The organism is Yinghuangia seranimata, from assembly GCF_029953285.1.
Classification (GTDB): Bacteria; Actinomycetota; Actinomycetes; order Streptomycetales; family Streptomycetaceae; genus Yinghuangia; species Yinghuangia seranimata.
In genome coordinates this window covers 1-13,178 of sequence record NZ_JASAOI010000044.1, presented here as the reverse complement: position 1 = coordinate 13,178, position 13,178 = coordinate 1, and the positions used below count along the sequence as shown (strand labels likewise).

At 72.4% G+C, this 13,178-nt stretch carries 14 protein-coding genes; 11 read left to right on the top strand and 3 right to left on the bottom strand.

Translation table 11 applies throughout. From position 1 onward, the window contains the following. Positions 1–37: 37 nt before the first annotated feature. Positions 38–637, bottom strand: coding sequence for a hypothetical protein (locus tag QI554_RS26700; protein ID WP_281473083.1), 600 nt, complete (start codon positions 635–637; stop codon positions 38–40). Between the two features lie 42 nt (positions 638–679). Here QI554_RS26700 and QI554_RS26695 point away from each other — a divergent pair, with 42 nt between their 5' ends. Then, positions 680–1,753, top strand: a complete 1,074-nt coding sequence (locus tag QI554_RS26695; protein WP_281473081.1) for a tyrosine-type recombinase/integrase — start codon at positions 680–682, stop codon at positions 1,751–1,753. 18 nt (positions 1,754–1,771) lie between these two features. On the opposite strand, the gene QI554_RS26690 is transcribed toward QI554_RS26695, so the two are convergent. Then, positions 1,772–2,569 (bottom strand): CPBP family intramembrane glutamic endopeptidase, encoded by a 798-nt coding sequence (locus QI554_RS26690; RefSeq protein WP_425528061.1) that lies wholly within the window; start codon positions 2,567–2,569, stop codon positions 1,772–1,774. 327 nt (positions 2,570–2,896) lie between these two features. On the opposite strand from QI554_RS26690, the gene QI554_RS26685 reads away from it, so the two are divergent. Then, complete coding sequence (locus QI554_RS26685) at positions 2,897–3,823, top strand: hypothetical protein (protein WP_281473079.1); 927 nt, start codon at positions 2,897–2,899, stop codon at positions 3,821–3,823. Between the two features lie 92 nt (positions 3,824–3,915). Continuing rightward, positions 3,916–4,356 carry a hypothetical protein gene (locus tag QI554_RS26680; protein ID WP_281473078.1) on the top strand — a complete coding sequence of 147 codons (441 nt, stop codon included), beginning with the start codon at positions 3,916–3,918 and terminating at the stop codon, positions 4,354–4,356. Between the two features lie 14 nt (positions 4,357–4,370). Here the strand turns inward: QI554_RS26680 and QI554_RS26675 are convergent, their stop codons facing one another. Next, the gene (locus QI554_RS26675; RefSeq protein WP_281473076.1) at positions 4,371–5,849 is read right to left on the bottom strand and encodes a glutamate-cysteine ligase family protein; all 1,479 of its coding nucleotides are present in this window, start codon (positions 5,847–5,849) and stop codon (positions 4,371–4,373) included. A gap of 204 nt (positions 5,850–6,053) precedes the next feature. Here QI554_RS26675 and QI554_RS26670 point away from each other — a divergent pair, with 204 nt between their 5' ends. The 8 genes from QI554_RS26670 (at position 6,054) to QI554_RS26635 (ending at position 13,030) form a co-directional block, all read left to right on the top strand. Next, positions 6,054–6,938: a polysaccharide deacetylase family protein gene (locus tag QI554_RS26670; protein ID WP_281473074.1), complete on the top strand. Its 885-nt coding sequence runs from the start codon at positions 6,054–6,056 to the stop codon at positions 6,936–6,938. A gap of 123 nt (positions 6,939–7,061) precedes the next feature. Continuing rightward, positions 7,062–8,474, top strand: a complete 1,413-nt coding sequence (locus QI554_RS26665; RefSeq protein WP_281473073.1) for a hemolysin family protein — start codon at positions 7,062–7,064, stop codon at positions 8,472–8,474. Continuing rightward, positions 8,471–8,674 carry a hypothetical protein gene (locus QI554_RS26660; RefSeq protein ID WP_281473268.1) on the top strand — a complete coding sequence of 68 codons (204 nt, stop codon included), beginning with the start codon at positions 8,471–8,473 and terminating at the stop codon, positions 8,672–8,674. Before QI554_RS26665 ends, QI554_RS26660 begins: the two co-directional genes overlap by 4 nt. Then, positions 8,590–9,657: a hemolysin family protein gene (locus QI554_RS26655; RefSeq protein ID WP_281473072.1), complete on the top strand. Its 1,068-nt coding sequence runs from the start codon at positions 8,590–8,592 to the stop codon at positions 9,655–9,657. The genes QI554_RS26660 and QI554_RS26655 overlap by 85 nt, the downstream gene beginning before the upstream one ends. Positions 9,658–9,971: 314 nt before the next feature. After that, positions 9,972–10,643 carry a hypothetical protein gene (locus tag QI554_RS26650; protein WP_281473070.1) on the top strand — a complete coding sequence of 224 codons (672 nt, stop codon included), beginning with the start codon at positions 9,972–9,974 and terminating at the stop codon, positions 10,641–10,643. A gap of 672 nt (positions 10,644–11,315) precedes the next feature. After that, entirely contained in the window at positions 11,316–11,915 is a 600-nt protein-coding gene (gene sigK / locus QI554_RS26645) for an ECF RNA polymerase sigma factor SigK (RefSeq protein WP_281473068.1), read from the top strand. Next, the gene (locus QI554_RS26640; protein WP_281473066.1) at positions 11,912–12,652 is read left to right on the top strand and encodes an anti-sigma factor; all 741 of its coding nucleotides are present in this window, start codon (positions 11,912–11,914) and stop codon (positions 12,650–12,652) included. The genes sigK and QI554_RS26640 overlap by 4 nt, the downstream gene beginning before the upstream one ends. A gap of 183 nt (positions 12,653–12,835) precedes the next feature. Next, the gene (locus tag QI554_RS26635; RefSeq protein ID WP_281473065.1) at positions 12,836–13,030 is read left to right on the top strand and encodes a DUF5999 family protein; all 195 of its coding nucleotides are present in this window, start codon (positions 12,836–12,838) and stop codon (positions 13,028–13,030) included. Positions 13,031–13,178: the final 148 nt, after the last annotated feature.

Sequence of the window (13,178 nt, the reverse complement as noted above, 5' to 3'; positions counted from 1 at the left end):
GGCCCGTGCCGGCGCCCGCCCCCGCCGACCCGTCCCGTCACCCGCAGGCCGGCACCTGTTGCCGCACCACCCCGCCCGTCTCCAACTGGCCCACCGGCACGTAGCCCTGCTTGCCCGAGACGATGATCCGCGCCCAGGTCGGGTCCGGCCGTCCCTGCGTGTACTGGGTCTGCCCGTCGATGTGGCAGACCACCATGACCTTGACGCCGTGGTCGGCGCTCAGCACCGTCTTGCCGCGCGCCTCGGGCTGCTTGTAGACGGCCAGTGCCACGCGCGACTTCACGGCGCCCTCAATCGAGCCGGGCGGGGCGACCGGCGGCCCCTCGGGGCTCGCGGACGCGCTCGCCGACGCGTCGGTGTCGCCCGAGCCGCCGACGTTCTCGGCGCTGCCCGACTTCTTGTCCTCGCCGCCGCCGATCTTGACGACGATGATCACGACCAGCACGAAGAACAGCGCCAGCAGCACCGGCGCGACCAGCCCGGGCCTGGCGCGCGGCGGCGCGTCCGCCTCGGCGGCCTCCCTGCGCAGCCGCAGTCGTTCGCGGATTCCGCCCGCCACCATTGGCACCCCCAACACAGCCGTTCCGCCGGACACCGACACGCCGGTCCGGCCGCGCGCGACCGGTACCGTGAGCACATCATCTCGTTCCGTACCGAGGATTCCAGGAGTCTGCCCCGCGTGCCCGCCTCCGAGCCCACCCCGATCCCCGTAGCAGGCCCGGACCTTGACGACACGTCAGCGATCCCCGCGGGGCTCGGCGACGTGAGCGGGGCGGAGCCCGCGGCGCACTCCCCCGTCCCCACGGCCGGCGAACCCGTCACCCGGCTCCCCGCGCAACTCCCCGCGCAGGCGGGCCTGCTCGCGCTCGCGGCCGAGGGCGACACCGCCCAGCGCCTGGCCGTCGGCTTCCTGCTGTCGCACTCCGGCAACACGCGCGCCGCGTACACCCGCGACCTCGCGGACTACGGCGCATGGTGCGACCGGATGGAGGTCGGCGTGCTCGCGGCACGGCGCGTGCACGTGGACGCGTACGTCGAGCACCTGACCCGCTCCGGCGCCGCCCCGTCCACGGTGGTGCGCCGGCTCTCGGCGGTCTCCGGGTTCTACGCGTACGCCGTCGACGAGGGCGCGATCGACCGCAACCCGGCGGCCCGGGTGCGGCGCCCCAAGGTCGGCGAGAACGTGCAGTCGACCGGCCTGTCCAAGACCGAGGCGGGCCGGCTGCTGGCCGCCGCCGAAGCGCATTCGCCGCGTGCCGCCGTGGTCGCGAACCTGCTGCTGTTCTGCGGCCTGCGCGTGTCCGAGCTGTGCCACGCGGAGGTCGGCGACCTCGGCTGGGAGCGCGGGCACCGGGTGCTGACGGTGACCCGCAAGGGCGGCAAGCGGCAGCGCATGGTGGTGCCGCCGCGCGCGGGCGAACTGATCGACGCCTATCTCGCGGGGCGCGACTCCGGGCCACTGGTGGCGACCGCGACCGGGCGGCCGCTCGACCGGCAGGGCGTGTGGCGGCTGCTGCGCGCCCTCGCCGCCACCGCGGTTCCGCACCTGGCGGACACCCTGCACCCGCACGACCTGCGCCACGCGTGCGCGACGCTCGCGCTGGACGCGGGCGCCTCGTTGCGCGACGTGCAGGACCTGCTGGGGCACGCCGACAGCCGTACCACGCGCCGCTACGACCGGGCGCGGCACAACCTGGACCGCTCGCCGACGTACGCGCTGGCCGGCCTCATCGACACCGGCACCGACGACTGACGCGCCGGCCGGCGCCCGTCACGGCGTCGGCAGCCACCCGACCTTGCCGGCCAGCAGCACGTACCCGACGAACGCCACGGTGTCGATCAGCGCGTGCGCGACGAGCAGCGGCATGACCCGGCCCCACCGCCGGTACAGTAGGCAGAAGACCACGCCCATCGCCAGGTTGCCGAAGAACCCGCCGATCCCCTGGTACAGGTGGTACGACCCGCGCAGCACCGAACTGGCCGCCACCGCCGCGGGGAACGACCAGCCGAAGCCTTTCAGCCGGTGCATCAGGTAGCCGAGGACGACGACTTCCTCCAGAGCCGCGTTCTGGAACGCGGAGAGCACCAGCACAGGGATGCGCCACCACACGTCCGGCAGCGTGGTCGGCACGACGGTCAGGTTCGCGCCCGCGCCGCGCGCCGCGAGGTAGAGCCCGAGCCCCGTGCCGCCGATGACCGCGGCGACGGCCGCGCCGCGGCCGAGGTCCGTCCAGCGGTGCTTCGTGTCGACGCCGAGCGTGCGCATCGACTCGCCGTCGCGCATCAGGAAGTGCGCGACGAGGAAGACCGGCACCAGCGCGGTGGCGATGCCGAACAGCTGCCACGCCAGGTCCAGCCACGGCCGCCCGGGCGCCGCCGAGCGGTTGAGCACCGCGGCCTGGTGCGCCAGGCCGCCCGGCCGGGTGATCGAGCCGATGAACGAGATCATCGCGGACACGGCGGACGCGCCCAGCGACAGCGCGAGCACCAGCAGCACCTCGTCGCGCAGGATCCTGCGGCGCGGCGGGAGCGCGGGCGCGGCCCGCTCGGAGGGGTCTTCCGTGATCACCGGGACAGGGTAGCGGCGCACGAGATAAGGACCGGGTACACGGCGCCCGCGGCCCGGCGCCGCCCGCCCCCACGCCCGTCGCGGGCAACCGTTGCGGGCGTGCGCGGCACCGGCCGATGGCGTCGCCGTCCCGGAAATTCCGAATTCCCCGGCGCCTTCGACGCATCGCACTAAAATGCGGCGCCGATTCGGCGCTTTCGCGAAATTCCTTGTCCCGCTTGACGATTGGCGACGCCCGGGGCTTTGATGTCCATCAACCCGTTCTTGGCACGTCAGTTCGGTTTTCCTTCACCCCGTTTGTGCTGTCGGCTGTCCACAGGGATGCCCATGTCGATTTCCGGTACCACGGCCACGCGAAATCCGCAGGTCGCTCCGGAGCGGGCCGCGTACCGGCGTCTCGTGCGGCTGCTCGCGCCGCCTCCCGAGGCGGGCTTCTCCGGTGCGCTGGCGGTTCCCGGCGAACCCGGCGGCGTGGTCCGGATCACCGCCGGGCGCGTGACGGCGGTGGCGTCGGGTGGCGCGCCGGACGCGGCCACGATCCTGGTGCGTTCGGGCCGGATCGGGGCCGGGGAGTGGGCGGCGGTGTGCCAGGCGGGGGACGCGTCCGGCTGCGTCGGCGGGCTGCTCGTGGACCGCGCGCTGATCGGTGCGCGCGAACTGCATCTGGTCTGCCGTGCGGCGGCGTTGGACGCGGCGTTCGCCATCGCGATGGGCGATCCGGCGGACGGCGGGGTCGACGGGCCGGCCGACGCGCTCGACGACGCCGAGGCCAGGCGGCTCGCGGTGGCCGAGGGCCTGGACCGCGACTGGCTGCTGGGCGAGACCGAGCGGCGGCTGCGCGCGGTCGAGGCGCAGCCGCGGCGGGTGGCGCCGTTCGCGGACCGGCTGGTGCGGGCCGAGGTGGTGCCGTACGGCGCGGGCCCCGCGGATCCGCGGCGGGAGATCCTCGCGCACGTGGACGGCCGCAGCACGGCGCGCGACATCGCGTTCCGGGTGGGCCTGAGCCTGTACGCGGTCACGGTCGGCCTGTGCCGGCTGCTCGCCGACGGCTACGTCGCGCGGACGTCGGACGCGGCGGCCGAGCCGCTGCCGCGGCGGCGGCGCGGCGCGAGCGGGATCAACGCGGTGCTGGCCCCGCCGCGCGCGGGGGCGCGAATTCCGGTGCTGCCGGAACGGTTTCTCCGCGACCGGTTGGGCCTGAACGAAACACAGATCGAGCAGATCCGGAAATCCGCGGTCCGGGTCGGTTCATGAGCGATCGCAAAAAGCGCGGCCGACTGGCGCGTTTATGGAAGTCCTTTGACCGCCGGTCCGCGGACCGGCGGGATTCCCCGGAGAGGAGCACTATGAGCGTTTCGCGGTCCTCGGACCAGCATCTGTCCTTGTCCGACCGTGTGGTGGCGCTGGTGAAATCGCTGCGCTCGGAGGTGCCCGAATGCCTCGCGGCCGGCGTCATCGACATGACGACCGGCATGCTGATGGCCGTCGAGACCGTCGACTCGCACCCGCCGGAGGTACTGGACATGCTGGCGGCGGCCACCGCCGACCTGTTCCAGGGGCGCAACGTGGTCCTGATCGAGAACATCTTCAAGGAACGCCGGGGCGTCGTCAGCGACAAGCACTACTTCCAGGAGATCCTGGTCAACAGCGACAACCTGGCTCACCTGTTCCTGCGGGTGGCCAGCGCCGACGACGTCGTGGCGGTCGTGGTGTGCCGCAAGAACGTCAACGTCGGCATGCTGCTCGCCCAGGCGAGGCGGGTGCTCAAGGACCACGGCGTGCTGTGACCGGCACGGCCGGCTCAGCCGACCGGCCACGTGTGCACCGGCTCGCCGTCGCGCATGTGCTCGGCGTACCGCAGCGTCATGGCGCGCAGCGCGCCGAGCCGGTCCAGGCCCATCCGGTCGCGGGCGTGGTGGAACATCGCGCTCTGCCAGGCCGCGCCGTTGGTACGCCGCAGGCAGCGCTGCTCGATGATGCCCAGGTACTCGTCGCGTTCACGCGGGTCGATGCCCCACGCGTCGAGGCCGCGGTACGCGCGCGGCAGCAGTTCGCGCAGCACCAGCTCCGTCACCGGCACCCGGCCGAACCCCGGCCAGCCGATGGGCGCCTCGATGCCGAGCCGGGCACCGGTGTGGAAGTTCTCGGCGGCCTGCTCGAACGGCATGCGCCGCCACACCGGTGTCTCGTCCTCGACGAGCGAGCGCAGCACGCCGTAGTAGAACGCCGAGTTGGCGATGATGTCGGCGACCGTCGGGCCGGCCGGCAGCACGCGGTTCTCGACGCGCAGGTGCGGCTTGCCGCGGGCGACGTCGTACACCGGGCGGTTCCAGCGGTAGATCGTGCCGTTGTGCAGCTTGAGTTCGCGCAGGTGCGGTACGTCGCCCCGGTCGAGCGCCTCGACCGGGTCCTCGTCGTCGCAGATCGGCAGGAGCGAGGGGAAGTAGCGGACGTTCTCGGTGAACAGGTCGACGACGGAGTCGATCCACCGCTCGCCGAACCAGGTGAGCGGGCGGACGCCCTGCGCGATGAGCTCCTCGGGGCGCGTGTCGCAGGACTGCTCGAAGAGGATCGGCCGGGTCTCGCGCCACAGTTCGCGGCCGAACAGGAACGCCGAGTTGGCGCCGAGCGCGACCTGCACGCCGGACACGGACTGCGCGGCGTTCCACGCGGCGGCGAAGTTGTCGGGGGTGACCTGGAGGTGCAGTTGCACGGACGTGCACGCGGCCTCGGGCGCGATGGTGGTGGAGGTGGTGTCGAGGCGTTCGACGCCCTCGATCTGGAGCCTGATGTCCTCGCCGCGGGCCATCAGGATCTGGTCGTTGAGCAGTGTGTAGCGCGGATTGTGGGACAGGTTCTCCAGCACCATGTGCGCGTCGGTCAGGGTCGGGAGGATGCCGATCATGACGATGCGCGCGCCGGAGTCGGCGGCCTTGCGGTCGGCGTAGTCGAGGCTGGTCCGCAGCTCCTCGGCGAGTTCGGAGAACACCGGCCCGGCGAGCCGGTGCGGCGGAATGTTGACCTCGATGTTGAACTGGCCCAGCTCGGTCTGGAAGTCGGGGCTCGCGATGCTGTCGAGGACGGCGTCGTTGACCATGCAGGGCAGGCCGTCGGCGTCGGTCAGGTTCAGCTCGATCTCGACACCCATCAGCTTGCGCGGACTCTCGAACCTCCCTAGCTCCACGAGGCGTTCGAGGGTCGCGAGGCAGCGGCGCAGTTTGTGCCGGTAGCGCTGCCGGTCGGACCTCGTGAACTCGACCTGGTCGACCTTCTCCCCCATCGGCGTCCCCCTGTTCCGCTGAAGACCGGCGTCGCGGACGGGCCGCAGTGACTCGGCGCCCCACCGCCTCGGCCACCGCCCGCACTCCAGGGAACCGTACGAGCATGCGCCGCGTCACCCCTGACATCGGGCCACCCGGAAGCCGGGACTACGCTCGCCCGAAGTCCACGCACCACCAGGGGGTTCAGCGTGCCGGTCCTTCCCGTGCGCAGCGCATCGTTCCAGGCCGCAGTCGCGGCGTTGGCCGTGTTCCTGTGCGGCTTCCTCGTCTGGACGGCGAGCGCGAATCCCGTGACGGGCAGCGCCCAGGCGGCCGAAACCCGCACCGGGCAGCAGGACGACGCCGGCCAACCGAGCCACGACGAGGCCCCGTTCGACGGAAAGCAGGGCACCCAGTCGCCCGAACAGCCCGGCGCCGTGGTGCCGGCCGCGGGTACCACCGGAGCCCCCGGCACGACGCCGCCCGGCCAGGTCCCGGCGATCCTCCAGTCGAAGGCCGGCCGCACCGACCCGGGCAAGTGGGTCGCGCTGACGTTCGACGACGGGCCGTGGAACACGTACACCACGCAGATCCTCGAGGTCCTGAAGCAGTACGACATCAAGGCGACGTTCTGCATAGTGGGCAACCAGGCCAAGGCGCTGCCCAGCCTGGTGAAGGCGGTCGTCGCCGAGGGCCACACCCTGTGCAACCACACCATGACCCACGACGAGCAGCTCGCGAAGAAGTCGCCCGACCAGATCCGCGCCGAGATGCAGCACGCGCTCGACGCCATCACGGCGGCCGCGCCCGGCGCCCCGGTGCCGTGGTACCGCGCGCCCGGCGGCAACTGGTCGCCTGAGGTCAAGCAGATCGCGGCGTCGCTCGGCATGCGGTCGCTCGGCTGGACGGTCGACACGCTGGACTGGAAGAAGCCGGGCATCGACAAGATCCTCGAGACCGTCGACAAGCAGCTCGGCCCCGGCGGCGTCATCCTCATGCACGACGGCGGCGGCGACCGCGCCATGACGATCGACCTGCTGCACAAGCTGATACCGAAGCTGCAGGCCGAGGGGTACCAGTTCACCGTGCCGGTGGGGGCGGCGGGCTGAGGTCGGGTCCGCCGTTCGGCCGAACGCCCGCGGGGCGACCGCGTGGCGTGGCGCGGCGGACAGCGCCCGGAAAGCGACGTAATCTGACCGGACGGTGCCCGATGCGGGCATCGTCCGGAGCCGGTGCGACCGCGCGACTCAGGCGGCCGCGAGCCGGGCTCCGGCCGCGGGCGGACCGAGGAGACCGCGATCGACGTCGCGTGGCCGTTGCTGCTGCTCCTGCTGCTGATCGCCGCGAACGGCATGTTCGTCGCCGCGGAGTTCTCGCTCATCACGGTCGAGCGGAGCGCGGTCGAGGAGCGCGCGCAGGCCGGCGACCGGGGCGCCGGGCGGATCCGCAAGGCGCTGCGGACGCTGTCTTTCCAGCTGTCCGGCGCGCAGCTCGGCATCACCATCACCTCGCTGGTCGCGGGCTACCTCGCCGAACCGGCGCTGTCGCGCGTCATCGACCCGGTGATCGACGCGATCCCGGGCGTCAGCGGGTCGCTCGCCGACGCGCTGACCGCGCCGCTCGCACTCGTCCTCGCCGCGGCGGTGCAGATGGTGCTCGGCGAGCTGGTGCCGAAGAACGCCTCGATCGCCCGGCCGCTCGACGTGGCGCGGGTCGTGGCGCCGTTCCAGACGGGCTTCACGACGGCGTTCCGGCCGATGATCACCTTCCTGAACGGGTCCGCGAACTTTTTCGTCCGGCGCCTGGGCATCGAGCCGCAGCAGGAGCTCGGGTCGGCCCGCTCCGCCGAGGAACTCGCGCAGCTCGTACGCCACTCCGCACACGAGGGGGCGCTCCCGGCGGGCACCGCGCGCGTCCTGCACCGGGCGCTGCGGTTCGCCGAGAAGCAGGCCGACGAGGCCATGACGCCGCGCATCGACGTCGTGTCGCTGGCGGCGACCGCGACCGTGTCCGACCTGATGGCGGCGGCGCGCGACAGCGGGCACAGCCGGTTCCCGCTGCGCGGCGAGACGCTGGACGACATCACAAGCGTGGCTGTGGTGCACGACGCCTTCCCGGTGCCGGCCGCGGTGCGCGCCACGACACCGGTGCGGACGATCGCGCGGCCGGCTGTGCTGGTGCCGACGTCCCTGAACCTCGACGTCGTCGTCGAACGCCTGCGCGAGGCGCACACCCAACTCGCGGTCGTGGTGGACGAGTACGGCGGCACTGCCGGGGTCATCACCGCCGAGGACCTCGCCGAGGAGCTGGTCGGTGACCTGGCCGACGAGCACGACCCGATAGACGAGCCCGACGCGCCGTTGGTCGTACCGGGGCGCGACTCGGCCGCGCCGCTGCGCGTCTCCGGCCTGCTGCGGGCCGACGAGGCCGAGGAGGCCACCGGCTGGCGCATGCCGGAAGGCGACTACAGCACGCTGGCGGGGCTGGTGCTGGCGCGGCTGGGGCACATGCCGAAGGTCGGCGAGTGGGTCGACGTGGAGGGGCGTCGGCTGACGGTGACGGCCATGGATCGGCTGCGGGTCGACGAGGTCGAGATCGCACGGATTCCCGACGAGGGGGCTGGTGGGACGGGGGAAGGGCCGTGATCGGCGTGCCGGCCTTCTGCGGCCTGCTCGTGCCCTACGAGGCGGGCCGGGGATGCTCCGTGATCGGTGTGCCGGCCTTCTGCGGCCTCCTCGTGCCCTGCGAGGCGGGCCGGGGATGCTCCGTGATCGGGTCGCCGGCTTTCGGCGTCGTGGTCGCGCCCGACGAGGCTTTTCGCGGCCGGGTGGGGGGCGCTTTGTGATCGGGTCGCTGGTGTTTGCCGTTTTTCTTCTGATGGCCAACGCCTTGTTCGTCGGGGCCGAGTTCGCGTTGATCTCCGCTCGGCGCACCCGCATCGAACCGCGCGCCGAGGAGGGCTCGCGGCGGGCGCGGATCGTGCTGCGCGGCATGGAGCAGCTGTCCGTCATGCTGGCCGGCGCGCAGCTCGGCATCACCGTCGCGTCGCTCGCGCTCGGTGCGGTCGCGGAACCCGCCGTCGAGCACCTGCTCGAAGGGCCGGCGCGGGCCGCCGGGATTCCGCACGGGGCGGTGCGGCCGCTGGCGTTCGCGGTCGGGCTTGCGATCGTCGTGTTCTGCCACATGGTGCTCGGCGAGATGGTGCCCAAGAACATCGCGCTCGCCGGGCCCGAGGAGTGCGCGATGTGGCTGACCCCGCCGCTGTGGGTGTTCTCCCGGGTCACCGCGCCGGTGCTGTGGATCCTCGGGCATGTCGCGAACCTGTGCCTGCGGCTGGTGCGGATCGACCCGGTTGATGAGGTGCGGCGGGTGTACACGGTCGAGGAACTGCCCGCGGTGCTCGCCGAGTCCCGCGAGCACGACCTGCTCGACAAGCGCGGGCACGGCCGCCTCGAGGCGGCGCTCACGCTGCAGTCGCGTACCGCCGAACAGGTGATGCGGCCGTGGATCGAGGTGTTGACGCTGGCGTCGCCGGTGACCGGGGAGGCGCTCGAACACGCGTCCGTCGAGACGGGTCGGTCCCGGTTCCCCGTCGTGGACGACGGGCGGGTCACCGGCTACGTGCATGTGCACGACACGCTTGACCGCGGGGCGGGCGACGCGGTGCCGGTCTACCCGCTGTTGGCGGTGCGGCCCGATGCGACGCTGTCCACGCTGCTGGCGCGCATGCGGGCCGGGCGGACGCACCTGGCGGTCGTGCAGGATGCGGACGGGACGATCGCGGGGTTGGCGAGTCTGGATGATGTGCTTGCGGGGTTCCTGGCTTGAATGACGCCTGGCGCGTGTTCGGCCTAGGCGTGCGCCCTGGCTGCACGCCTGTGCACGCCCCCCGTTTCGCTTCGCCGTGGGCCGGCCGACGCAAACCGTACATTCGGTCGACTAGCAGGCGACACCCGACAAGTGACCGCGCACAGTTCGTTACTTTTCGCAGCCATTCAAGTACAATGCGCTGACCGGCTTGTAGGGCCGGTACCTGCATGCGCGGCGCAGCACCCGGCAGGCCCGGACCGGCACAGCGGTTTTTCCCGAACCACGCCCAGAGGCGTACCCCCCAGACGCTGCATCAGAAATGAGGCGGTCTCATGGTCCTGCGTGTGCCCGAAACCCCGGAGCACGCCCGGGAGGCGGTACGCGAGGTGCTCGACACGCCGCGGCGGCGTGCGACCCCCGCGCAAGACTCCGCCGAGCCCGGCGAGCCCGACGTCCCGGACGCGCTCCCACCCTCCGGCTTCGACCCCGCCGTGCCGCCGGAGGTCCTGCGCGCCACCATCGCGGCGGGCTCGGTCCTGCGTGGCGGGCGCTTCACCGCCGTGTGTCCGCACCGGATGTTCGAGATCGATCTGGCTGACCTCGCCCGCGGGGTCGACGCGGCTCGGCCGGTCGGCTGGCGGTGGTTGGTGCACGACGCGGGTCACACGGTCGGCGCGGTCGAGGTCGCCGACGTCGGGACGGGGCGGCCTGTCGCCCGGTTCACGGAAGGCCCGTTCACGACGTGCACGGATGCCGCGGTGGCGAGTATCAGGGGGCTTCCGCAGATCGAGCGGGGGTACTACGAGCTGCGGCTGTTGCACATCCCGGGGCTGTACACGGTTGCTCTGTGGCTCGCTGATCTCGCCGGGCTTTCGGGACGACAGGATCTCCTGGTGCCGTTGGCTCCGGCGCCTCCCGGGGTTCAGGCGTTGCGGGCGTATCCGGCGGCGGAGTTGACGCAGAGTTTGGCGGCTCGGGGGCGGCAGCTTCTCGTGCAGCCCTAGGTTCTGCCCCGTTCCTGGCCTGGTTCGCTTTCGGTGGCCTGACGCCTGGGGGGCGGGGTCCTTGACCTGCGCTGTTCCTGACCTGGCTTGCGGTGTAGGCCTGGCGCCCCTCCCGCTCTTGGATTTTCCGCGCGGACGGCCCGCGCCTCAAGCCGATACTGGCAGCGTTGGTTCTGTTGGCCTTGTCCTGTTGCGGCTTGACCCGCGGGCCGTCCGCGCTGAACCACCTCGCACCTGGCGGGAGGGGCGCGGGGTGTGGACGCACTTGTTTTGGTTTCCCTGCCGGGCTGCGGTGTTGCTTCGTTTTGCGGTGCTGCTTCACCGCTCCTGGCGCCGCGCCGCCGGGCTGCGGTGTTGCTTCGTTTTGCGGTGCTGCTTCACCGCTCCTGGCGCCGCGCCGCCGGGCTGCGGTTTCGCTTGGGGTTCCGGGCGGGTTTTGTTGCTGGGGTTCGTTGCGCTGCCGGGGCTTGTTCCAGCGTGGGAGCGCGTCTGCCTGACTCGGTCGGGGGCACGGCCTCGACCCCCCATCACTTTGCCGTCACGTATGCGAATCACCAGAACTCCCTCATTCAGGGGTCTTCGCGTCACACTCGCGTCACCAGCCACCAATCCGTCCTGGGGTCGGTGGCGAACTGGTCGTGTCGGTGAGCCTCGTCGGAGGGAGGGCTCGTGATGCGGGCGATCCGCGGGGGCAGAGGGCAGCCCGAACCCGAACCCTCGGCCGACGAGTCGCTGGAGGGGCTCTTAGCGCTCGTCGCGCGAGGGGACACGGCCGCGTTCGAGGCGGTGTACGTGCGGGTCTCGCCGGTGGTGCTCGGTGTCGTGCGCAGGGTGGTGCGCGATCCGGCGCAGTCGGAGGAGGTCGCGCAGGAGGTGCTGGTCGAGGTGTGGCGGACGGCGTCGCGGTACGACCCCGGGCGCGGGGGTGCGCATGCCTGGGTCTGCACGATGGCGCACCGGCGGGCCGTGGACCGGGTCAGGTCGGCGCAGTCCGCGGCGGATCGTGAGGAGCGGGTCGGGCGGCGGGCCGAGGTGCCGGCGTACGACGAGGTGGCCGAGGAGGTCGAGGCCCGGCTCGAGCGCGAGCAGGTGCGGCGTTGTCTGGCCTCGTTGACGGAACTGCAACGGGAGTCCATCACCCTCGCCTACTACGGCGGTTACACGTACCGTGAGGTCGCCGAGTTGCTGGACGTGCCGCTGGGCACGGTGAAGACCCGGCTGCGCGACGGGCTCATACGCATGCGCGACTGTCTGGGGGTGACCTTGACATGAACCACCCCCTGAATCCGGTGCGCCGCGGCGACGGCGAGGACGTCCACGCGCTGGCGGGTGCTTACGCGGTGGACGCGTTGGACGACCGGGAGCGCGAGCTGGTCGAGCGTCACCTGGAGGTGTGCCAGGCCTGCCGTGACGAGGTGCGCGAGCTGCGCGAGACCGCGGCCCGGCTCGCGGCGGCGACGTCGGTTCCGCCGCCTGACCGGTTGCGGGAACGGGTGTTGGCCGAGATCGGCTCGGTGCGGCAGGTGCCGCCGCGGCCTGTGCCGTCGCGTTCGGTGCGCGGGTTCTCCGCCGCGACGCGGCTTCCGTGGCTGGCGGCCGCGGCGATGTTCGTGGTGGCCGTGGTGCTCGGCGTCATGCTGGCGAGCGCGCATGATCAGGACACCCGTGCCGACCGGATCGCCGCTGTGGTGACCGCGGCCGACGCCCGGAGTGTGACGGCGGGCGGTCCCGGCGACGCGCACGCGACGGTGGTCGCGTCACGCGGCGCGAACGGGGCGGTGGTGCTCGCCGACGGCCTCCCGCAGGCTGCTCCCGGCCACGTCTACCAGGTGTGGTTCATGGCGGACTCGGGGGCGCGTTCGGCAGGGCTGTTGGGCTCGGGTGGCGCCAACCGTTTGTACGCCCCGGGGCTCGGTGACGCGTCGCGCATCGGCGTGACCCTCGAGCCCTCCGGGGGCTCCCCCGCACCGACCACTTCGCCCCTGTTGGTGATGACCCTCCCGGTGTAAACGCCATGGCGCGGTCGGGTGAGAAGTGCGTAATTCCCTGCGCTCGTCGGTGCGCGGGCGGAGACTGGGACATGACACGAGTCAGGTCGTGTCGACGTCGAAAGTGCCCGACCACCACCGGGCCGGTCGGCTGCCGCCCGGCCCCTCGCGACCCCGTCGCGAAGACACCGAGAAGGTACGAGGATGTGCCAGCACCAACCGCAATGCCCTCCGGCGGACAGTCCTGACCGGGAGGCTGCGCATGTGATCGCGTCACACCCCGAGCAGGGGTGGAGCCTGCTGTGCAACGGCGTGGTCCTGTTCGACGACACCGGGGAGCTTCTCCCGGACGGCCGGATGATCGCACCGCACCGGCCTCGCGTCCGACTCGCTGCCTGAGGGGGCCTCAGCGCGAGACACGACGCGTCTCCCACCGGGCCGTGGGAGCGCCGAAGGGGGGGCCCCCCGGGGGGGGGGGGGGCCCCCGGGGGGGGGGGGGGGGGGCGGGGGGGGGGGGGGGGGGGGGGGGGGGGGGGGGTGGGGGGGG